The organism is Algoriphagus mannitolivorans DSM 15301 (genome assembly GCF_000429425.1).
Taxonomy (GTDB): domain Bacteria; phylum Bacteroidota; class Bacteroidia; order Cytophagales; family Cyclobacteriaceae; genus Algoriphagus; species Algoriphagus mannitolivorans.
In genome coordinates, this window is record NZ_AUBV01000001.1 from 316624 (window position 1) to 337822 (window position 21199).

General features: G+C 42.9%; 18 protein-coding genes. 10 read left to right on the plus strand and 8 right to left on the minus strand.

All coding sequences use genetic code 11. The annotated features are described in order from the left end of the window. The first annotated feature begins 1 nt into the window (after position 1). Genes G458_RS0101390 through fucP form a run of 6 tightly spaced genes read left to right on the plus strand, consistent with a single transcriptional unit; the run spans position 2 to position 5007 of the window. On the plus strand, positions 2-385 hold the full coding sequence (locus tag G458_RS0101390) for a response regulator (RefSeq protein WP_026950313.1): 384 nt from the start codon (positions 2-4) through the stop codon (positions 383-385). A gap of 24 nt (positions 386-409) precedes the next feature. Beyond that, positions 410-1168, plus strand: coding sequence for an SDR family NAD(P)-dependent oxidoreductase (locus tag G458_RS0101395; RefSeq protein ID WP_026950314.1), 759 nt, complete (start codon positions 410-412; stop codon positions 1166-1168). Positions 1169-1204: 36 nt separating this feature from the next. Then, positions 1205-2068: a fumarylacetoacetate hydrolase family protein gene (locus G458_RS0101400; RefSeq protein WP_026950315.1), complete on the plus strand. Its 864-nt coding sequence runs from the start codon at positions 1205-1207 to the stop codon at positions 2066-2068. After that, positions 2065-2889, plus strand: a complete 825-nt coding sequence (locus G458_RS0101405) for an amidohydrolase family protein (RefSeq protein ID WP_026950316.1) — start codon at positions 2065-2067, stop codon at positions 2887-2889. Before G458_RS0101400 ends, G458_RS0101405 begins: the two co-directional genes overlap by 4 nt. A 34-nt stretch (positions 2890-2923) precedes the next feature. Then, positions 2924-3694 carry an L-fucose dehydrogenase gene (locus G458_RS0101410; RefSeq protein ID WP_026950317.1) on the plus strand — a complete coding sequence of 257 codons (771 nt, stop codon included), beginning with the start codon at positions 2924-2926 and terminating at the stop codon, positions 3692-3694. Beyond that, positions 3691-5007, plus strand: a complete 1317-nt coding sequence (gene fucP / locus G458_RS0101415) for an L-fucose:H+ symporter permease (RefSeq protein WP_026950318.1) — start codon at positions 3691-3693, stop codon at positions 5005-5007. Before G458_RS0101410 ends, fucP begins: the two co-directional genes overlap by 4 nt. 158 nt (positions 5008-5165) lie before the next feature. On the opposite strand, the gene G458_RS0101420 is transcribed toward fucP, so the two are convergent. After that, the gene (locus tag G458_RS0101420) at positions 5166-8111 is read right to left on the minus strand and encodes an FAD-binding and (Fe-S)-binding domain-containing protein (RefSeq protein WP_035467538.1); all 2946 of its coding nucleotides are present in this window, start codon (positions 8109-8111) and stop codon (positions 5166-5168) included. 129 nt (positions 8112-8240) lie between these two features. Then, positions 8241-8972, minus strand: coding sequence for a hypothetical protein (locus G458_RS0101425; RefSeq protein ID WP_211234612.1), 732 nt, complete (start codon positions 8970-8972; stop codon positions 8241-8243). Positions 8973-9037: 65 nt separating this feature from the next. Here G458_RS0101425 and G458_RS0101430 point away from each other — a divergent pair, with 65 nt between their 5' ends. After that, positions 9038-9808 (plus strand): YdcF family protein, encoded by a 771-nt coding sequence (locus tag G458_RS0101430; protein ID WP_026950321.1) that lies wholly within the window; start codon positions 9038-9040, stop codon positions 9806-9808. 14 nt (positions 9809-9822) lie between these two features. On the opposite strand, the gene G458_RS0101435 is transcribed toward G458_RS0101430, so the two are convergent. The 5 genes from G458_RS0101435 to G458_RS21935 form a co-directional block, all read right to left on the minus strand. Further along, a complete protein-coding gene (locus tag G458_RS0101435; protein WP_026950322.1) occupies positions 9823-11124 on the minus strand; it encodes a type II toxin-antitoxin system HipA family toxin in 1302 nt (433 codons plus the stop codon). Next, on the minus strand, positions 11118-11471 hold the full coding sequence (locus G458_RS0101440) for a helix-turn-helix domain-containing protein (RefSeq protein WP_035467540.1): 354 nt from the start codon (positions 11469-11471) through the stop codon (positions 11118-11120). The genes G458_RS0101435 and G458_RS0101440 overlap by 7 nt, the downstream gene beginning before the upstream one ends. Before the next feature lie 200 nt (positions 11472-11671). Further along, the gene (locus G458_RS0101445; RefSeq protein WP_026950324.1) at positions 11672-15535 is read right to left on the minus strand and encodes an AAA domain-containing protein; all 3864 of its coding nucleotides are present in this window, start codon (positions 15533-15535) and stop codon (positions 11672-11674) included. Continuing rightward, the gene (locus tag G458_RS0101450) at positions 15536-16348 is read right to left on the minus strand and encodes an SDR family oxidoreductase (protein ID WP_026950325.1); all 813 of its coding nucleotides are present in this window, start codon (positions 16346-16348) and stop codon (positions 15536-15538) included. Between the two features lie 364 nt (positions 16349-16712). After that, the gene (locus G458_RS21935; protein ID WP_245579211.1) at positions 16713-17009 is read right to left on the minus strand and encodes a transposase; all 297 of its coding nucleotides are present in this window, start codon (positions 17007-17009) and stop codon (positions 16713-16715) included. Between the two features lie 297 nt (positions 17010-17306). Between G458_RS21935 and rlmD the strand changes: the two genes are divergently transcribed. From rlmD to G458_RS0101470, 3 genes are all read left to right on the plus strand, one after another. Then, positions 17307-18713, plus strand: a complete 1407-nt coding sequence (gene rlmD, locus G458_RS0101460; protein ID WP_026950326.1) for a 23S rRNA (uracil(1939)-C(5))-methyltransferase RlmD — start codon at positions 17307-17309, stop codon at positions 18711-18713. Beyond that, entirely contained in the window at positions 18710-19087 is a 378-nt protein-coding gene (locus tag G458_RS0101465) for a hypothetical protein (RefSeq protein ID WP_026950327.1), read from the plus strand. The genes rlmD and G458_RS0101465 overlap by 4 nt, the downstream gene beginning before the upstream one ends. Positions 19088-19249: 162 nt before the next feature. After that, entirely contained in the window at positions 19250-20749 is a 1500-nt protein-coding gene (locus G458_RS0101470; RefSeq protein ID WP_026950328.1) for an ATP-binding cassette domain-containing protein, read from the plus strand. On the opposite strand, the gene G458_RS0101475 is transcribed toward G458_RS0101470, so the two are convergent. Continuing rightward, positions 20727-21104, minus strand: a complete 378-nt coding sequence (locus G458_RS0101475) for an iron chaperone (RefSeq protein WP_245579212.1) — start codon at positions 21102-21104, stop codon at positions 20727-20729. The genes G458_RS0101470 and G458_RS0101475 overlap by 23 nt on opposite strands. Positions 21105-21199: the final 95 nt, after the last annotated feature.

Here is a 21199-nt window from a genome sequence, read left to right on the forward strand (position 1 = left end):
AATGGAGGAAAATCTCATAGTAATAGATGATGACGAAATCGCATTAAAAATCCTTCAAAGGATGATAAACATCATTAATCCATCTATTTCTTTAATGACATTTGTTAGTGGATTAGAGGCCATTCGCCACCTAAAATCAAAAAAACATAAAAAACCTCCCTTCATTTTGGTTGATTTTCATCTCAAGGATGTCAATGAATGGGAAATATTGGAAGAGTTGGAATCTCTTCCAGAATACCACTCCAAAGTATTTATAATTTCTTCCTCAGTAAATTCAGAATTACCATTTCAATCGCGAAGATTTAAAAGCGTGGCAGGTTTTATTCAAAAACCTATAACTTTTGAAACGCTAAAATCAATAAACCAAAAGATCAGCGAAAACTGACCAAATCAGAAGCTTATCAAACCTATGAAAAACAAAACTATCGTCATCACAGGAGGAGCAAGCGGAATTGGCCTGGCTATGGTGAAAAAATTTGCGGCCGAAGGCAGCACCGTTTATTTCATCGATACCAATCACCAAGAAGGTACAAAAATCCAGCTCGAAGAACATGAAAAAGGATTTCCGGTCAAATTTCTGGAAGGCAACCTCACCGATTTTGACTCTGTGCGACATTTGATAAATTCCATTCCCGGTAAAATCGATGTTTTGATCAATAATGCCGGGATTTCCCATATCGGAAAAGTAGAAAATACCAGTTCTGATGACTTTGATAGACTTTATGCTGTCAATATCAAAGGGGTTTTTCATGCCATCAAAGCAGCTTTGCCCAAACTGATCGAAAACGGAGGTGGATCGATTTTAAACCTTTGCTCGGTAGCAGCAACGATCGGAATTCCGGATCGATTTGCCTACAGCATGACCAAAGGAGCTGTACTTTCGATGACCTTGAGCATTGCCAGAGACTATGTAGATCAGGGAATCCGCTGCAACTGCCTTTCTCCAGGGAGAGTTCATACTCCGTTCGTGGATGGTTTTTTGGCGAAAAACTATCCCGGTCAGGAAAAAGAAATGTTTGCCAAACTCGCTGCTACCCAGCCTATCGGTAGAATGGGCGCTCCTGAAGAAATCGCAGAATTGGCTTATTTCATCAGTTCCGATGCAGGTGGGTTTATTACCGGCACCAATTTCAACATCGATGGGGGCTTTTTAGGTCTCAAGATGTAATGCTTAACTTTTGAAAATCAACTAACAATCAAACCTATGAAACTTATTCGCTTTGGAAAACCCAATCGAGAACAACCCGGCATTCAAACTCAAGAAGGCAAAAATCTTGACTGTAGCTCCTTTGGAGAGGATTGGAATGAAGCTTTTTTTGAAAATGATGGGCTAAGTCGCCTTGCAAATTGGCTCAAAACGAACCAGTCCCAGCTCAAGGAAATTCCTGCAAACTCCCGAATTGGCTCTCCCGTGGCGAGACCATCAAAGATCCTCTGTATCGGACTGAACTATAGAAAACATGCCGAGGAAGCTGGAATGGCCGTGCCGGAGGTTCCCATTATCTTCATGAAAGCTACCTCCTCACTCTGTGGTCCATTTGACCCGATTTTTATTCCCAAAAATTCTGTGAAAACAGACTGGGAAGTAGAATTGGCAGTAGTCATCGGCAAGCGGGCCAAGTATGTAAAAAAGGAAAACGCCTATGACTATATCGCCGGATATTGCCTTCACAATGATGTCAGTGAAAGAGACTTCCAACTGCATCACGGCGGGCAGTGGGTCAAAGGGAAAAGTGCTGATCATTTCGCTCCGCTAGGTCCAGTTTTGGTAACCAAAGAGGAAATCCCGGATCCGCATAATCTAAGACTTTGGCTGAAGCTAAATGGTAAAATGCTCCAAGACAGCAACACCTCAGATTTGATATTTGACATCCCTACCTTAATCGAACACTTATCCCAGTACATGACCCTATTGCCCGGAGATGTGATTTCTACTGGTACTCCGGCAGGAGTAGGTATGGGACTTAAGCCTGAACCCCAATATTTGGTCAATGGAGACATCGTTGAACTAGGAATTGAAGGATTGGGTGTGTCCAGACAAGTGGCCATCAACGATCCAGAATCATGAAAATCGACTCACATCAACATTTCTGGAAATATGATCCTTTGAAACATTCCTGGATTACTCCCGAAATGAACAGAATTCAAAGAAATTTTCTCCCAGCTGATCTTTTCCCATTACTTCAGGAAGCCCAAATAGATGGCTGTATTGCTGTGCAAGCGGATGAAAGCCAAAGAGAAACAGATTATTTACTTGACTTAGCCGACCAACATGAGTGGATTCTCGGGGTAGTCGGCTGGGCCGATTTAGGCAGAGATGATCTTGAGGATGTATTGGATTCCTTTGCTGAACAATCCCGACTCGTGGGATTTCGGGAAGTTTTGCAAAGCAAAGATCCTCAATATATGCTTCGAGAGGAGTTTGTCCGGGGAGTACAGAAAATCGGAAAAAGAGGCTATGCCTATGATATTCTGACTTTTCCCCAGCATCTTTCAGCAGCATTGCAATTGGTAAAAAAATGTCCTGACCAACGCTTTGTCATAGACCATTTATCCAAGCCCGAGATAAAATCCGGAGAGTGGAAAGAATGGAAAAAACTGATTTCTCCTTTGGCGGAGCGGGAGTTGGTGTATTGCAAAATCTCCGGGATGGTCACTGAGGCAGACTGGAAAAAATGGACCACTGATGACCTTTTACCTTACATTGAAATTGCCTTGGAACTTTTTGGTCCCGAACGGCTGATGTTTGGTTCAGACTGGCCAGTTTGCCTTTTGGCAGGAGAATATGAGCAGATCATCCAAGTTGTTGCTGATTTTACCGAGCAGCTAACAGAATCAGAACGAGATTTGATTTTAGGAGAAACCGCTGCAGATTTTTACAAGGTTTGACCTTTTCATCCCAAAAGCATAAGCCTGAATAACTATGGACCTAAACCTAGAAGACAAAGTCATCATCATCTCCGGAGGTGCAAAAGGAATTGGAGGTGCAATTTCAAAGGGATTGATTGCCGAAGGTGCCATTCCGGTCATGGTTGACCCTTCAGAAAAAGAAGGGAAGGAATTATTGGATTTGGCCCAAGGGAAAGCTCTTCATCTACCCATCCGACTTTTTTCCCCGGAGCAATCCCAGGAAGTCATCCAAAAAACACTGGAAAAATGGGGAAGAATAGATGGAATTGTAAATAACGCCGGGGCAAATGATGGAGTGGGCTTGGAAAAAGGGACTCCTGAGCTTTTTACCCAATCCATCGCAAACAATCTTTTCCATTACTATTATTTGGTTCATTATGCCCTTCCCGCTCTAAAAGTAACTCAAGGAGCTGTGATCAACATCTCCTCCAAAACTGCCGTCACGGGGCAGGGCGGAACTTCCGGATATGTTGCTGCCAAAGGGGCTCAGCTTGCCCTTACCCGGGAATGGGCGGTGGAGCTTCTCCCCTACCAAATCCGGGTAAACGCAATTTTACCAGCAGAAGTCTATACCCCGATGTACGAATCCTGGATCAAGTCATTTTCCAATCCGGAAGAAAAACTTCAGGAAATCAACCAAAAAATACCTTTGGGAAAACGAATGACCACTCCTGAGGAAATCGCAGCGATGGCCATTTTCCTCCTTTCTGAAAAAGCCTCTCATATCACCGGACAGCATCTCTATGTGGACGGTGGATACACCCATCTTGACCGATCCCTATGACCCAAAAACCTGCCTTAATCCCAAAAAACCTTCTTCTCCCCTTCATCCTGATTACTTCCTTATTTGCCCTTTGGGGATTTGCCAATGACATAACCAATCCCATGGTGGCGGCATTTAAGCGAGTTTTGGAATTAAATAATACTCAGGCTTCTTGGGTGCAGCTGGCATTTTACGGTGGCTATTTTACCATGGCACTTCCGGCCGCTTTTTTCATCAAAAAGTACAGTTATAAAAGAGGCGTCCTTTTTGGATTAGGGCTTTATGCCTTTGGAGCGCTATTGTTTTACCCAGCAGCTTCTTGGGAAAGTTATGGGTTCTTTTTGGCGGCTCTCTATATTTTGACTTTTGGCTTGGCATTTCTAGAAACCACCGCCAACCCCTACATCCTTTCCATGGGGCCTGAGGCCACCGCTACGCAAAGACTCAACTTGGCACAGGCATTTAACCCCATGGGCGCATTGGCGGGCCTTTTTGTCGCCAAAACCTTTATCTTGAATTCCCTTCAATCCAATAATCTCGACGAACAGGGAAATCTCATTTATGAAACATTAGATGCCTCTGCCAAAGCTCTGGTAAAAAGCAATGACCTGATGGTCATCCGTGACCCTTATGTGATTCTAGGATTGGTTGTTTTGGCTATCCTAGTGCTCATTGCCTTGGCGAAAATGCCGGAAAACAAGGATTCTCAAGGGAAAATCAATTTTATCCCCACCATGAAAAGACTCTTGAAAAATCGAAATTTTGTGGAAGGAACCTTGGCACAGATGTTTTATGTAGGTGCACAGATTATGGTTTGGACCTACATCTACCAATATGCCGAGTCGATAGGGATCTCAAATTACGATGCGGTGAATTATGCCTATGCCTCCTTAGGTGTGTTTTTAGCCGGCCGATGGATATGCACAGCATTGCTTCGGTACTTACCTCCTGCGAAACTGCTGGCGGGATTTTCAATTTTGGCAATGACCTTTACTTTAGGAGCTATTTTTCTTCCCGGCATGACGGGTTTGTACTCCTTGGTGGGAATTAGTTTTGCCATGTCTCTGATGTTCCCGACGATTTACGGAATTGCCTTAGAAGGCTTGGGAGAAGATTCCAAGTTTGCTGCTGCCTACTTGGTAATGGCCATTGTAGGAGGGGCGATAATGCCTACCCTCCAAGGAATGATTTTGGACTTGGGTGGAAAAGGCTACACGGATTTATTTATCCTTGGAGTGCCGGAAGTCAATTTTTCCTTTATACTCCCTTTTCTTTGCTTCTTGATGGTTTTGCTTTTTAGTATTCGGGTAAAGAAAACCTCCAATTCAATTTAACCTGCTACTAGAAATTTGAAATTTTAAGGCCGTATCCGAAGGTTTTTATTCTTCATCCTATTAAGCTTTTCGACTGGAAATCCATAAATCCTACTTCTGGAAAAGCAGGATAATTAGATAAGAACGGCCCTAAGGTTCAAATCTCAAATCTCAAATTTTCATTGAGCAAGAGCTTCCCAAAGTATCTCCACCGGATGCTTTGCCTTTCGGCCAGTTCCATCCGCAATCTGATGTCGGCAGGAAGTTCCTGGAGCAGCGATCAGCGTATCTGCTTCGGCTTTTCTCACTGCAGGAAACAGCACTAACTCTCCAACTTGTTGAGAAACTTCAAAGTGTTCCGCTTCATAGCCAAAAGAACCAGCCATACCACAGCAGCCGCTTGGGATGGTTTCCACAGAATAGTTTGCCGGAAGAGAAAGAATCTTCTGCGTCCAAGTCAGAGAAGAAAGAGCCTTTTGATGACAATGCCCATGCAACTTGATTTTTTGAATCTTGTCCGTGAATTGCTCGGGTCTGATATTTCCAGCTGCTACTTCCTGACCAAGAAACTCATCGATCAGCTTTACATGAAACTTGAGTTTCTTCGCCCCTTCTACCAACTCTTTTCCTACAATTCGAGGATATTCGTCCCTGAAACTTAAAATTGCTGAAGGCTCCAGACCAATTAGAGGAGTATTCCCGTCAATCAGTTTTTCAAAAATTCGCACATTGGCCTCGGCATGCTTCTTTGCTTTTTCCAAAAGGCCTTTGGAAAGAGCCGAACGACCACTCTCCTCATGATCTACTACCTTAACCTCATAGCCCAATTTCTTCAACAAAGAAATCGCAAGGATGCCTATCTGAGTATCGTTGTGATTAGTAAACTCATCAACAAAGAAGTACACCGACTTTATGGTATTAGCTGGTCCATCAAGAGAGGCATAGTTCTTTTTGTACCACTTTCTTAGACCAATTGGACTGATTTCTGGAAGATGACGGCTTGGAGCCACTCCCAAAATGGACTTCATTAGCCCCCCAGTAAGGGAATTGCTCAGGAAGAAATTAGCGATTCCAGGAACTTTGGAACCCAGCTCATTCAATTCATTGATATAGGCAAATGCCTTGGATCGAAGAGGAACTCCATGCGTTTTCTGGTATTGATAGAGAAATTCCGCTTTCATACTTGCCATATCCACATTGGAAGGACACTCAGCGGTACAACCTTTACAGCTTAAACATAGATCCAAAGCCTCTTTGATCTCAGGATGGTCAAAGGCGTTTTCCTTATTATCCAAAGTCAAAAACTCACGGAGCGTATTCGCCCTGCCTCTGACTGTATCTTTCTCATTTCGGGTTGCCATATAGCTCGGACACATGGTTCCGCCGGAACCCGGAAGTTTACGGCAATCCCCAGAACCATTGCATTTTTCAGCCAAACGCAAAATCCCTCCCACATTGGAAAAATCGATAATCGACTTGTGCTCCGGAGTTTTCATCCCAGGCTCGTAGCGTAGGAATTTATTCATCGGCGCGGCATCCACGATTTTGCCGGGGTTGAAGATATTTTTGGGGTCCCAAGTGTATTTGATTCGGCGGAAAAGCTCATAATTCTTTTCTCCGACCATCAGCGGAATAAAAGCAGCGCGCACTCTACCATCTCCATGTTCCCCAGAAAGTGAACCTTGATATTTCTTCACCAATTGGGCAGAAGCCAAGGAAATCTTATAAAACTCCTCCACATCCTCAGCTTTTTTCAAATCCAAAATGGGGCGTAGGTGAATCTCGCCTGCTCCGGCATGGGCATAGTGAACAGGCTTTTGGTTGAAGCCTTCCATCATGGCATCGACTTCATCGATGTAATCGGCTAAGTCTTCTATATCCACCGCGGTGTCTTCGATACAAGCCACTGCTTTAGGGTCGCCGGGAATGTTTCCCAAAAGGCCCAGGCCTGCTGCACGAAGAGCCCAAGCTGAGGCTACTTTCTCGGGTTCGATAATGGGATAAGCATAGCCATAACCGCCTGCTTTCAGGTCAGTCACAAGCGCCTCTCCTTTTGCCATGGCTTCTTCAAGGGTTTTTCCTCGAAACTCAATCATCAACAATGCTTCGGGATCACCTTCTACGAAATAGCGGTTTTTGGAGTATTCTATGCTCTCTTTGGTACAATCCAAGATGATTTTATCCATCAGTTCCACCGCAGTTGCAGGATGCTTCATGGCGACCTGAGCGGACTTCATGCTTTCGTGAATGGTCTCAAAGTGAGCAGCCACTACGATTTCAACTGGATCGGGCAAGGGATCCAAGCTAATTTTGATTTCGGTTGTGAAAGCCAAAGTTCCCTCTGAACCAGCCAACAACTTACAGAAGTTGAATTTTTCTTTGCCTTCGAAAAGCTCCGCTTTCAACAATTCATCCACTGCATAGCCGGTATTTCGACGGTGAATGGACTTTTTAGGAAATTGAGTGTGGATTTCTTCTCGGACTTCAGGATTATTGAGTTCATCGAAGATTTGACGGTAAATGGTTCCTTCCAGATCTTTTTGCCCACATTTCCGATCGAACTCATCCTGAGAGATCTCTCCGAAAACGACCTTTTGTCCATCGCTGAGAATGGTATTAAGAGAAATCACCTTGTCCCGAGTTACCCCATAGACAATGGAAGTCGTTCCGGAAGAATTGTTTCCCACCATTCCTCCGATCATCGCCCGGTTGGCGGTAGAAGTGATCGGACTGAAAAATAATCCATGTGGCTTCAAAAAGCGATTGAGTTCATCCCGAACCACACCGGGCTGCACTCGAACCCATCTTTCTTCTTTATTGAATTCCAAGATTTGGGTGAAATGCTTGGAGACATCCACTACGATCCCGTTTCCCACACATTGCCCAGCCAGAGAAGTACCTGCTGTTCGGGGAATCAAGGAAGTGCCGTTCTCATTGGCAAACTGAATCAGTTTCTGGATATCAGACTCAGACTTGGGAAAAGCGACTGCTAAAGGCATCTCCCGATAAACAGAGGCATCGGTGGCGTATAGGGTTCGGCTGAGTTGGTCAAACTGCAAATTGCCCTCGAGTTGGGCTGCAAGTTTTTCCAATAAAGGCAATAGGTTAGGCTGATTTGAAAGCATGGTCAAAAATAGCTTTCCAAATCAGATTAAGGAAGATTGATAATAGAAAGAATTACTAAAATGTTTTATAAACCCATAAAACACCTGACAATAGGTAATGTAAACAACATCTGTTCTGTAAGGAGCCGATTAGATGGGTTTTTCTTCGGTTTTTGGTGAAAAAATTTTTAATTGAAAATCCAGAAGATTAACCGGAATGGTATTAGAAACCAAGGTATCCTCACCTAGAACAAAGTTGATTCGATAATTAACTGTTGAATCGCCAAATCCCATGAAATCACTTTCGAGATTTATTTCAATGAATTCTCCAGGCTTAAGTTCATCCTCCCAAAAGCTATTACCACATATAAATCCTGGATCAGGGGTTTCTTCCTGAAATCTTAACCAACTCCTCTGATCGCTTGAAATTTCCGAACGAATATTTCCGATGGTATTATCAATGGAAGGAATTGATAAAAGCTCATTAGTATTATTGACTATATAAAACTTGAGGTACTCATGACCAATTGGAATCTTTTTAAAACGGGACTTTGGAATATAAAGAAATGCAGCCTTTTTCTTCTCCGAAATACACTTCAAAATCGGTTCATTTTGGATTAATCCTTTTCTTTCTCTCCAAGCTTTCGAGTCTTTCCATTTATTTGGTTTTTCAAGGAAAAATTCTTCCAAAGAATTCTCCTCTAGCCAATAATTTAATGCCACAGAAAACTCCTCTTTTTTGGATTGGCTAGGAGAATCTGTATCACATGCTGAAAAAATCAACATGTCATTATTTTGATTGGGATTACATGCCAATAAAAAAATTGAAGCTAAAATTGTTAAGCTTACTTTGAGTTGTGTCCTTCGCATTAGTTTATTCAAAGAAATTGTGAACTAAAAAAACACTTTAAATTAAGTTTGCCAAATCTGAAACTATTCAAACACCCATGTTCTTCTACCTCTCCCAGTTTTTAAGTTTTTTGGCCATGCCGTTAACCATTCTGTTGATTTTGATAATCATTGGAGCAATTTATATCCGAAGAAAATGGGGCAAAAAATTACTTTGGACAGGAATAGGTCTTTTGCTCTTTTTCACCAATCCCTTTCTTTCCAATCTGGCCTTATTGGCTTGGGAACCTGAATTCAAATCTTTTGAAGAAATAGAAAGTCATGAAATCGGCATTGTCCTCACCGGAGTAACGAATATGAGCAAGACGGCCTATGACCGGACTTTTTTCAATAAAGGCGCTGATCGAATCACCCATGCCCTCCAACTCTACCGCATGGGCAAAATCAAAAAAATCCTAATCACCGGTGGACAAGGACTTAATCCTTCCAATCCGCAGACTGAAGCTGAATTACTCAAGCGATTTCTAATCATGACCGGAATGCCAGAAGAAGATATCTGGATCGAAGACCAAGCCAAAAACACTGCTCAGAATGCGCAGTTCACCAAAGACTTTTTGGCCCAGAAAGGTATTCCTTTATCCCAGGAATTTATCCTGATCACTTCAGCTTTCCATATGGCCCGAGCCAAAGGTTGCTTTGATAAAGTTGGCCTAAAGACCACGACCTTTCCCACCGATTATTATTCCCACGACATCAAATACGACATACCCTCTCTCCTATTTCCAGACCCTTTCTCCTTGGAGTATTGGACCAAACTGTTTAAAGAATGGATTGGGATTACGATGTATAAGCTTGTGGGATATATGTGATTTTGGGAAAGGAATTAAACCAGCAAAGTCTGCTGAATCGAATCTCTTAATCTAGGCTCTACCTTCGCCTCTTCAGCAAACTCCTTCCAGCGCTGAATGGCCTTGCGGACTTGTTCTATTTTTTCCTCAGGCTTTTTGATGTTCATTTTCCGGGCGACTTCCAGAAAATCCAAATCAGTGATTGCCTCCCTCTTGCCATTGACTTGTAGAGATTGACTGCTCACCCAAAGGCTACCGGGCCTGTAGGCATGGCAAATATCGTAGGCAGGAGAAAGCGTCCATTTTCCGCTTTGATCCATCAAAAACGCAAAGTTCTTGGTATGATCATCACAGTTTCGGGCCAAAACATTAAAAACCATTCGGATAAACATTTGCTCTGCTTCAGGGTAGCTTAATCTTAGCTTCCGCATGGTTTCGAAAACCTGCTCATAACTGTAAACACCCACCTGATTGAAATCAAAATGGCGGATACCACAGAGACTCTGCATGTGGATTTTTTCGCCAGAATCCGTCCGATCAAATCGTTTGGTCATAAAATGAGCACGACCGTTTTCCTCCAAAAGCCGACATTCATTCATTTCAATTCCGGCTTCTTTGGCCATCAGGTAGTAAGCCATTTCCACCCGACCGTATCCCACCGTAGCTCCAAACTGGGAATCATGAACTCCATCAAATTTGATGATCCAGTAAGAAAACCCCTTGGGAGCCTTGACTTGACCACTCTTTACTTCTCCTGTTTTCGGATTAAAAGCAATAACTGCCTTGGCACGAGCCCCTCCCGCTGAGGTGCCTATTTTCAGGATATCCGCCAAGGCGGCCTCTTCCTCTTTCGAAAGATCTGTCCGAAAAGTTTCTTTGCTATTCAGCACTTTTTGGGCTATTCCCACCAAACTTTCCAGTTCCAATAGACTCGCTCTGGCAGATTCCTGACGTAGTGATGGCTTTATTTCCAAGGCACCTACTCCCCTTTTCCCGATAAAGCAAAGTAACTCCACCGGATTTAGACTATCAGTGGGACGGCTATTCTGGATCAGCCAAGCATTGATCAACTGATTGCCATATTTATCAGGAAGCATATCAGCCAACAGCCCGGGCAAACCTTTGAACGTATCAAAGGGGTCATTTCTGTCTTTTCTGAGTTCCGGGAAAGAATAGAAACGCTTTCCTTGGGCCAAAGGCATCATCACCGGAGCAATATCCCATCCTGATTTCAGGAAGCCCCGGTCAAACTCAAAACTGGTCAATTGCTGAGCAGGATCATAAAGTATCGCACCCGCAAGTTTGTCCCAAAGCCAAATCTCCGCTGCAATTACCATTCTGAAGGTGGATTATCCGCTGCCATATCTGAATTACGAACCCGCTGCCGCTCATGCTTTTTCTGAAGCTTAATGTATTCGATCGGGCTGATTTGCTGCTTTACTTCAAAAATCTCCAGGAGCTGCAACTGATCCAATACCCGCAAAACCTGAATCAAAGTGATCAAGTTGACCTTTTCGCCCCGCTCTAATAGACTGAGCGTAGAGCGGCTGATCCCTGCCTCATAGGATAAGGTATCCTGAGTTTTATTGAGATCCATTCGCTTCCTTTTGACAAAATCCCCGATCAATTGAAGAATGGCAGTGTCTGATAGCTGAGTAATATCCATGGATGATTTATCATTCATTATTACTCAAATCTACCAATAAGGTATGATATTTCATACAAAAAATACTGAATTGAGATTTGAGATTTGAGAATTGAGATTTTTATAAAATAATGAATTATTATTCATTCATTAATTCAATATATTGAAATTATTGAATTATAAATCATTCAAAATTTAAAATTCCTAATTCCTAATTCCTAATTCCTAATTCCTAATTCCTAATTCCTAATTAATCTCTCCCTACTCCACTTCCAAAACCACTTCCATCCTTTTTCCTCCAACAGAATCGGATGAAAGGCCATGGCAGCTTTTGCACTGGAAGCATTGAAAAAACGTTGATCATCGGTCAATACTGCCAGCTGTCCTTGCTTGTCGGAAAATACCAAATCCATCACTGCTGATGGAATCTGCCTAGAAAAGCTTTGATTTTGTTCTAAAAGTTTGTTTTTCAAGCTCCAATTAATTTCGAATTCTGCAACCAGAACACCCGGAACTGGAATATCCCTTCGAAGGCTCTGCTCACGCACAAAAGTCAAAAACTCCCGAAGTAAGGACAGTCCGGGATTTTGAAGTTGCCCGGCTCGAAAGTCTTCCGGTTCAATCGAAGAAATGACATGGTACTTTTTCCTTGCTCTGGAAATCGCCACGTTTAGGCGGTTTTCAGATCCTGATTTCCCCAAAAGCCCAAAATTGGTCACCAGTTTTCCTTCCCGATTTGGAGCATAGCCCAACGAAAGAATCACCTGATCAAACTCATCCCCTTGGACATTTTCGATATTTCTCACCTTAAGGAGAGATTCCTGAACTCCCGCCTTCCAGAGCCTTTCCCGGATCAGTTCCATTTGAAAATAATTCCCAGTCACCACCCCAATCGAGTCTTCAGGATAGTCTTTTTGGATCCTTTTCACTCTCTCCAATACAGCTTCAGCTTCCATTCGATTGATCTGATTTTCCCAAACCCCTTCTACTTTTTCCCAATAAAAAGGAGTCTCTCCGGACTGGCTGAGGGAATATTCCGGTAAAGTTTCCAGTTTTCCCTCATAGAAATGGCTATTGGAAAAATGGATCAGGGCCGGATCTGCAGACCGATAATGCCCTTTCAGATGGTGTGTTTCAAAATAAAATCCAGCCAATTCCAGCAAAGACTCCGCCTCGTATTCCAACCCTTCCTCTTCACTTTCCCATTTGATTTGATAGAAATCAGATGGTCTCAACTGTTTGGAATCCCCTGCAACAACTACCTGCTTCCCACGAAGCATCGCCGGTAAACCCCGCTCCACAGGACATTGAGAAGCTTCGTCAAAAATCACCAAATCGAAGTAGTCGTAAATCGGAAAAACAGCAGAAACCGTCTCCGGACTTCCCAGCCAACACGGCAGTAGGCGAAATATCTCATCGCCCAATTCCTGAACCAATTTACGAACGGGCCAGCGTTGTCTTTTTTTGGATACTTGATGATGAAGTTCGCGATAAGTCAGTCGGTTGCCCAGGCGGTTAAATTCCAATCCATCGCTGACTTGTTCCCTTAAGCGAAGCAAAGCCATCTGGCCGGAAATCTTCCTTTTTTCCAGAATGGAATGCTTCAATTCCTCCATTTCCCTAGAAAACTTAAAACTTCCTGCCTCTCCTAAAACAGGATTTCTTCGCTCGATCTCTTCTATCCAAGCCAAAAACCACCCATTCCAAAAAGCCTGAATTTGGGCCTCCAGCCCTTCAAATTCCTCCCAAAGCTTTTGACCCAATCCCATGAATTTCCACTCTTCTAAAAACCGGTCAAAATCTACCAATTCGGAAAAAACGGAATTCCAGATTAGAGGATTTTCAGGAAAAGCCTCCTCCAAACTCAGTTTAAACACCTTTAGGATTTGATTGGTGGAAAGATGAGCCTTCCAGGAAAGTTGCTCTTTTTCCAAAATATCTAGAAGCCCCCTCAGCTCTTCTAGGCTTTCCCCAAATCGGGTAGATCCCATCGTCTTCCAATCCTGAAAGGAATACACTTCAGGAATCTGATTCCAGGCTTCCAAAAGGTCCCATACCGAATTTAGGGTGTTGAGATCTTTCTCTGAATTTCCACTCAATTGTATTTGGAGTGGTTTTTCCAGGGAATCCAACTCCTCCTGAAGGGAAATCCTTGACTGAAGTTCACCTTGGATTTCAAGCAGTTTCTCTTCCTCAAATTTCAGCTGATGACGCTGTAAAAGGTCCACAAGATGTCCGAAACTTGATTTTTTCCAAGTGAATTGAATCTTTCCCCAAAAGCTTTTTACCAAAGGGAGAGCAGTTTTAACTTCCTCCAATATTGACTGGTGGTCACCTTGGAAATCAAACCGAAATCCTCGCTCTTGCTCGGTTGCCTGAACAAGGAATTTTCTAAAGGATTGGAGTTTTATCTTTTCCTGCTTGGAAAAAAGAATAGAAAAAGCCGCCTTCTGGTCTGAATGAGCCTGCCATAGCTGAATAAATTTGGTCACTTTGGAAACCAAATCTTGTTTTCTGAAATATTCTTCCAAGAAGGATAAAAACTCCCTTCCCGGAATCTTATTTCCTACTTGCTTTCTAAATTCCTCCAAGCCGTTCAAGGCTTGGCTTACCTGAGTAAAATCACTGGGATTGAGTTTGGAAAAAGAAATCCGGTCCGCCCAAAAACCTGCAGCATATGTTCTCTGATAAGTAGCATAAACGGCATAATCATGCTCAAATTGGCTTGCTTGAACAAAATTCAACTGAAGAAAATCCGAAGATTTTACTGACGAGCCATTAAGATTGGCCTTCAAATACATGGCCTTGATAGGAATTCCAGCAGCCTGGTCGTCGAAAAGAGCCTTTCGAAACTCCTCAAACTTTTCCTCCAGTCGGGCAATGCTTCGGGAAAGAAGAGAAATCTCTCTTTCCAGATGAATGGAATCAATCCCACGGTTTTGTTCTTGGTAATTATCGATGGAATCGATCTGCTTTTTGATTTTTTGAAAAAGAAGCTTTTGATCACCCTGAAAGTCATGAACCAAAGCCAAAAAATCTCCAAAGCCTTGCTGAGCCATTCTTTCATACACCACATCCAAGGCTGCTCTTTTCTGAGAAACGACCAGGACTTTTTTTCCTCTGGCAATATAGTCCGAAACCAAATTGGCGATCAATTGAGATTTTCCGGTTCCGGGAGGGCCTTCCACGACCAAGCTTTTTCCCTGGCGCACCTGTTTTAACACATTTTCTTGGGAAGCATCCAATGGAAATACCGGAAACAAGTTTTCCTCCCGGATGATTGCTTGCTCAGATTTTACACTGAAAAAGGACTGAAAAAGGTCTTCCAAGCTTTCCTCTCCATGACTATGAATCAACTCCTCGTAGTCCGAAAAAAGAAAGCTGGACTTCTGAGCAAATTGACCCATGACAGCATAGGGTCTAAGCGCCATTTTCCCATCCTCCATGCGCTCTTGATCCAAGGAGATCTGAGAATTCGGATACGATAAAATCTGATCTTCAAAAATGTTGGACTGGACCTGAATGGGAAAATTTTCCTGAATTAGGGAGCTGAGTTTTGTTCTGAATTCAGTGGTATCCGAAGGAAGATCTTCAAGCATTCCGTCAGTCACCGAGCTTTCTGAAGAAGTTTTCACGGCATGTCTCCAAGCCAGCAAAAAAGCTGGATTCCACTGCCAGTGATCTTTGGACTGCAAAATCCAGTTACCCTTCTTCCGGTCCAATGAAATCGGCTTCAACAGCAATGGAGCTCTTAGAACCTGTCCATTGGGAAGCTTTCCTTCGGCAAACAACCAAGTTAGGTACAAACTCTGCTCGCCTGTTTCCTCTTGGGTCAATTGGTCACGGACTGCCAACCTGCCTAATTTTTTGGAGAGCTGATTGGACTCTCCTACCCTTGGGTCAATCTCGGGAATGAGATTGATTTCCTTTTTTCCCTGAATCAACTGTCTGAGAATATCAAAAGCGGGAAATCCTGTCAAAAAATCAAATTCCCGAACATCCACCATTCCAAATCCTTCCAATCGGGGCAAATACAAGAGCCTGTTTTTGGCAGACAGGTCATTGAGCCGATTGAGGTAGGTTTGAAATACGGATTCGGGCATTTATTTAAAAGGCGAGTCTTTTTCTTTGGCCATCTGATTATAGACAATTCCGTCCAGAATTCCCGGCATCCATTTATTTAGAAAAACAGCCAATTTGCCTTGGGTTGTCAAGACGATGTCCCGTTTGCGTTTCAGGGTAGCTTTCAGGATGTGTTCGGCTACTTCTTCAGAACTCATCATTTTGGCCTCGTCACGTGGAGATTCTCCTTGAGAAGAGCCATCTGCTGTCAAAGCGGTATTGCGGATATTCGAGGAGGTAAAGCCAGGGGCTACTACCAGCACATGAACGCCCTGTTTCATCACCTCAGTGCGAAGTGATTCAAAAAAGCCATTCATGGCATATTTACTGGCTGTGTAAGCCGTCCGAGCCGGAGTGCCCCGGTATCCATTGATGGAAGAAATTCCAATGATCGATCCTTTGGACTTGAGGATCTCTGGAAGGCAATACTTGGTGGCGTAAACGGTACCCCAAAAATTGGTATCCATGACCTTTCTGAATACCTCCAAATCCAAGTCCTGGAACAAAGCCCGCATGGAAATCCCCGCATTGTTGATCAGAATATCAATGCGACCAAACTTGGCTATGGTTTCCGCTGCAATCTTTTGGTTGTCCTGTTCTGAGGCTGCGTCAGCAAGAATGGAAATTGCTTCGATGCCTTTTGACTGGAGTTTAAGCAAGGAAGCTTGAAGTTTCTCTGGATTTCTGCCGGTAATTGCGATTTTGGCACCTTCCCGACCAAATACTTCAGCGCAAGCTTCACCGATTCCTGAAGTGGCACCGGTAATAATGACGACTTTGTCTTTGAAATTCATGGGTAAAATTTGAGGGTAAAGATAGGGAAAGGAGGTGAACAGCTTTTAAAAACCATTAGAATAGTAGCTCCTTTGAAGCGTTGTGTTTGTAGCCCAGGAGGGCCGTTTTCATTGTAGCCCCAGAGGAGCGTTCTGATTGTAGCCCAGGAGGGGCGTTTTAATTGACCAAAAATCTATCCCAATTATATAATTTGATTTCCTTCAGGATAAAATTCAAACAAATATTCCTCCTTGAATTCAATCTCGAATTTTTTCAAAAAGGCTTTGTATTCCATCTCAAAGCTCCTTTTTTGATGGTGAATTTCCTGATTCAAAATATAATTGTAAACGTTGTTCAAATGAGACTTGGAGTAGGAGAAAACCCTTATCCATTTTGCCACTGAAATTTTCCCGGAGCCCAATTTTTATCTTTCAAAAAATGGTCTGAGTCAACTTTCAAATCCTTCACTAAATCAGAAATTTTTTTGTCTGGATTTAAACCAACCAAACAATGAACATGGTCAGCCATACCGTTGCCAATGATGGGGAAATGGCCAAGGCTTTTAATCATGGAAGACATTACCTTAAAAAACTCCTGCCTGAAATCGGATTTTAAAAAGCTTTGCCTTCCTTTAACAGCAAAAACCAGCTGAATGTAAACTTGGTGATATGTATTCGCCATAATTCAATTATTTGATATCAAACACCTTAATCAATTACTATAATCTTAAAAAACTCATTGATTTCAAATATTGAATCAAATCGCTCCGTTGGAGCTCCTCACCAATATATATTTTTTCTAAAACCAGAACGCGCCTCTGGCGCTGAACCAAACAAAATCCAACTCCAGCGGAGTCTTCTGATTGAAGCTCGAGCAAAGTGTTGTCATTCTAGCCCCGGAGGGGTGTTTTGATTGTAGCCCCAGAGGGGCGTCGTGTTTCTAATCATCATGTCCTTCATTTTCCCTAATTTTGCGGCCATGTCGAGAAAAATGAAAAATAAGGTCATCACCAATCTCTTGATTGAGCGCATCGCCTCCGAAGGCAAATGCGTGGGTCATCATGAGGGGAAGGTGGTGTTTGTGAATAATGTGGCCCCGGGGGACGTGGTAGATGTGCGGATTACCAAGGGGAAAAGCTCCTTTATGGAAGGAGAAGCCATTAATTTCCATGAGTATTCCAAAGACCGGATTGAACCATTCTGCTCGCACTTTGGCACCTGCGGAGGTTGCAAATGGCAGCATATCAATTACGATCTTCAAAAAAACTACAAGCGTCAACAAGTAGTGGATCAATTCCAGAGAATTGCCAAAGTTCCAATTCCCGAAGTTGCTCCTACCTTGGGTTCTGCCAACACTCAGTATTACCGCAATAAACTGGATTTTACTTTTTCCAATAAAAAATGGTTGACCCTCGACCAAATCCGCTCCGGAGAAGAATTTGACCGAAATGCGCTGGGATTTCATATCCCCAAAATGTTTGATAAAATCATCGACATCGAACATTGTTATCTCCAAGGTGGAATCTCCAATGAAGTCCGGAATTCCCTTCGAGAATTTGCGCTGGAAAATAAGCTCAACTTTTATGATATCCGGGAGCAAGTTGGCCTTTTGAGAAATCTCATCATCCGGACTACTAGCACCGGACAAACCATGGTTATCGTCCAGTTTGGAGAAAATGACCCTGAGTCAATCAGGCTTGTGATGGAGTTTTTGAAACAAAAATTCCCAGGAATCACTTCCCTGCTTTATGTGATCAATACCAAAGGCAACGAAACTTTCCACGATTTGGAATTGGTGACCTATTCCGGTCTTCCTTACATCGAGGAGGAAATGGAAGGCTTAAAGTTCCGAGTGGGACCAAAGTCCTTTTACCAAACCAACTCCAAGCAGGCCTACGAACTCTACAAGGTGGCTCGTGATTTTGCCCAGCTCAAGGGCGATGAAGTGGTTTATGACCTTTATACCGGAACAGGTACCATCGCAAACTTTGTGGCCAAGCAAGCCAAGCAAGTGATCGGAGTGGAATATGTAGAGGCTGCCATCGAAGATGCGAAGCTTAACTCCCAAATCAACGGGATAGAAAATACACTCTTTTATGCAGGAGACATGAAAGAAATTCTCAATGAGGAATTCATTTCTTCCCATGCCAAACCGGATGTGATCATCACCGATCCACCGCGTGCAGGAATGGATGAAAAGGTGGTACAAATGCTACTTCGCCTAGAGGCTCCGACCATCGTTTACGTCTCCTGCAATCCCGCTACCCAAGCAAGGGATTTAGCCCTGTTGGGGGAAAAATACCAAGTGGAAAAAATCCAGCCGGTGGATATGTTTCCACAGACCTATCATGTCGAAAATGTAGTACGCTTAACCCTTAAACCATGATCTCAGATTTCAACGATCCAGAACTTAACGGGAAGTATCTCGGCACGATCACCAGCGATTTTGTGAAGATCTCCGACGTCCTCAAAGAGGCCGCCTACCAGGTCAAGTCACGGGGATTTTCGGACTATCCCATTTTCCCCATTTCAAAGGATATGCAACCTATCGGAAAGATCTTTATCGGCAAAGCTGAAAAGAACTTGGACTGGAATTATTTCATCACCTATGTAGATGAATTTGTCCAAAGGAAACTGATCTCCGAAGAGGCTTTGGAGGATTTCAAAAAAGCATACAAAGACCCGGATGAGTTCTGCTGCCTCTTTGTGATTGACGGGGCATTTACCAGTTTTGTGTACGTCCCCTATCCGAATGATTAAGAAAAAAGGCTTTTATTGACACTTTCAGTAAAAGCCTTTTTTATTATGGTTATCAATATTTTATCAACATTAATTTATACCTCCAATTAAAGTCAATCGGCTAATCTTTTCAATTCCAGACGAAAAGCTATAATTTCAAAACTATATCTCAAACCTAAGATTTTGAAAACCAATCTGATTCTCCAAATAAGTCGGGCTAGCGTAAATCATCTGGGAAAAACCACCTTTCAAAATCTAAGCTTTGCTTGGGAAGAAGGACAGCATTGGGCATTTACAGGAAATTCTGGGAGAGAATTAACCGCATTTTTAGAAACTATTCGAGGGACTACACACCTGCCGGAGGGAAAGATTTCGTTGGATTTTGCACAGGAATATGTGAGCCAAAAAACTTCCGAAGGTAAAGTTCACAGCTTCCGGGATTTGATTTCTTATGTCTCGCAGCAGTATAAATTCAAGAACAAATCCAACCTCCAAAACTTCTATTTCCAACAGCGATTCAACAGCTCTGAATCCGAAGAAGCCGATACCGTCAAAGAATATATTCTGAACAATTCCCCCGAAATTTCAGGTCCATGGAATTTCGAAAAGGTCACAAAATTATTGCGCTTAGAACACCTCCTGGACTCCTCAATTTTGAAACTCTCCAATGGTGAAACTCGACGATTGGCGTTGGCTTTAGGGCTCATGAAGCAACCCAAAATCTACCTGATGGATCAACCCATGACTGGGCTGGATGTAGAAAGCCGGGAAGCATTTGGAGACTTTTTGAAGGCCATCATAGCGAGCGGAATTCACGTATTGATTACGACCGGATCCCAAGAAATTCCGGATGGAATCACCCACGTAGCAAAGCTGGGAGGTGAAGGTATTTCTGAGATCTGGGAAAAGGAAAACTACCCCACTGACCACTTCTCCTCACTCCATTTACCTTGGAATCTTCCTTTATTGAAAACCTTGTTATCAGAGGAAAATATCATCGAAGAGGAAGTAATTCGTCTGGACAAAGTCAGCATACGCTATGGTGAGAAAACCATTTTGAATGAAATCGACTGGACAGTAAGATCAGGTGAAAAATGGCAGCTCAAAGGAAAAAACGGATCTGGAAAATCTACCCTGATCAGCCTGTTGATTGGAGAAAATCCTCAAGCCTACTCCCAAAATTTTTGGCTTTTTGGACGGAAGCGAGGTAGCGGAGAAAGTATTTGGGAGCTTAAAAAGCCGATTGGCTTTGTGGCTCCGGAGTTGGTTAGGTATTTCCCCACGAACCAAACTGTATATAAAGTCATCGCCTCTGGCCTTTTCGACACCATGGGTTTGTATAAAAAACCCACTATTGACCAAGAGTCAGTAGTGGAAAAGTGGCTTTCAGTATTTCAGTTGGAGTCCTTTGCCCAAACTCCAATTCAAAGGATCCCTTTGGAACAACAGCGCTGGACTCTTCTAGGCAGAGCCCTAATCAAAAAACCCAAACTGCTAATTTTGGATGAGGCGTCTCAGGGGATGGATGAAATCCAGCGGGTAATTTTCAAAGATACCATCGAGAAAATCCTGTCTTTCTCAAACGTTACCCTAATCTACGTGAGTCATTATTCCGAAGATATTCCTCCCTCAGTAGACCGAGTTTTCAGATTAGAACAGACTACTTTTTCTTTTTCAAGATAGCTCTGAATTTGGCTTCTTCCAGCCTAAACTGAGCAATTTGAATAATCAATTCCTCTGGCAATGGCTCTTCATAGGGAAATTGGATCGCCCCTTTGGAGGTAACGTAAGGTTCAAGTTCTTTCTTAAACTCCTCCACCCCGGAATTGGTGGGATAGAAGCCCAAATGATTCTTGGCTCCAGAGAAATAAACCAAAACTTCCGAGGTCTTATAGGCCGGCATATGGTAACTGACCAATTCTTTTGCCTCAGGCAAAGCCTTTTTTAAAATGGCTCTCATTTGATCCAGTTTCCCTCTTTTGGGTTCTTCATACCAGCTTAAATACTGCTCAACAGATTCGGGTTTAGGGTTCATCATTGGGTCCGAGGTCAAGATTCTAATTTCCGAAATTTGACCAATGTTCGATTATTCAAAGTAGAAAATTTTAAAATTTTGGATAAATGGAAAGGCAT

Bases quoted from the DNA above. Each gene is read 5' to 3' on its own strand.
- fucP (WP_026950318.1), top strand. From the start codon at position 3,691: ATGACCCAAAAACCTGCCTTAATCCCAAAAAACCTTCTTCTCCCCTTC.
- G458_RS0101405 (WP_026950316.1), top strand. From the start codon at position 2,065: ATGAAAATCGACTCACATCAACATTTCTGGAAATATGATCCTTTGAAA.
- G458_RS0101440 (WP_035467540.1), bottom strand. From the start codon at position 11,471: ATGAATGATAAATCATCCATGGATATTACTCAGCTATCAGACACTGCC.
- rlmD (WP_026950326.1), top strand. From the start codon at position 17,307: ATGTCGAGAAAAATGAAAAATAAGGTCATCACCAATCTCTTGATTGAG.
- G458_RS0101435 (WP_026950322.1), bottom strand. From the start codon at position 11,124: ATGGTAATTGCAGCGGAGATTTGGCTTTGGGACAAACTTGCGGGTGCG.
- G458_RS21935 (WP_245579211.1), bottom strand. From the start codon at position 17,009: ATGGCGAATACATATCACCAAGTTTACATTCAGCTGGTTTTTGCTGTT.
- G458_RS0101420 (WP_035467538.1), bottom strand. From the start codon at position 8,111: ATGCTTTCAAATCAGCCTAACCTATTGCCTTTATTGGAAAAACTTGCA.
- G458_RS0101430 (WP_026950321.1), top strand. From the start codon at position 9,038: ATGTTCTTCTACCTCTCCCAGTTTTTAAGTTTTTTGGCCATGCCGTTA.
- G458_RS0101395 (WP_026950314.1), top strand. From the start codon at position 410: ATGAAAAACAAAACTATCGTCATCACAGGAGGAGCAAGCGGAATTGGC.
- G458_RS0101475 (WP_245579212.1), bottom strand. From the start codon at position 21,104: ATGATGAACCCTAAACCCGAATCTGTTGAGCAGTATTTAAGCTGGTAT.
- G458_RS0101450 (WP_026950325.1), bottom strand. From the start codon at position 16,348: ATGAATTTCAAAGACAAAGTCGTCATTATTACCGGTGCCACTTCAGGA.
- G458_RS0101445 (WP_026950324.1), bottom strand. From the start codon at position 15,535: ATGCCCGAATCCGTATTTCAAACCTACCTCAATCGGCTCAATGACCTG.
- G458_RS0101465 (WP_026950327.1), top strand. From the start codon at position 18,710: ATGATCTCAGATTTCAACGATCCAGAACTTAACGGGAAGTATCTCGGC.
- G458_RS0101390 (WP_026950313.1), top strand. From the start codon at position 2: ATGGAGGAAAATCTCATAGTAATAGATGATGACGAAATCGCATTAAAA.
- G458_RS0101400 (WP_026950315.1), top strand. From the start codon at position 1,205: ATGAAACTTATTCGCTTTGGAAAACCCAATCGAGAACAACCCGGCATT.
- G458_RS0101410 (WP_026950317.1), top strand. From the start codon at position 2,924: ATGGACCTAAACCTAGAAGACAAAGTCATCATCATCTCCGGAGGTGCA.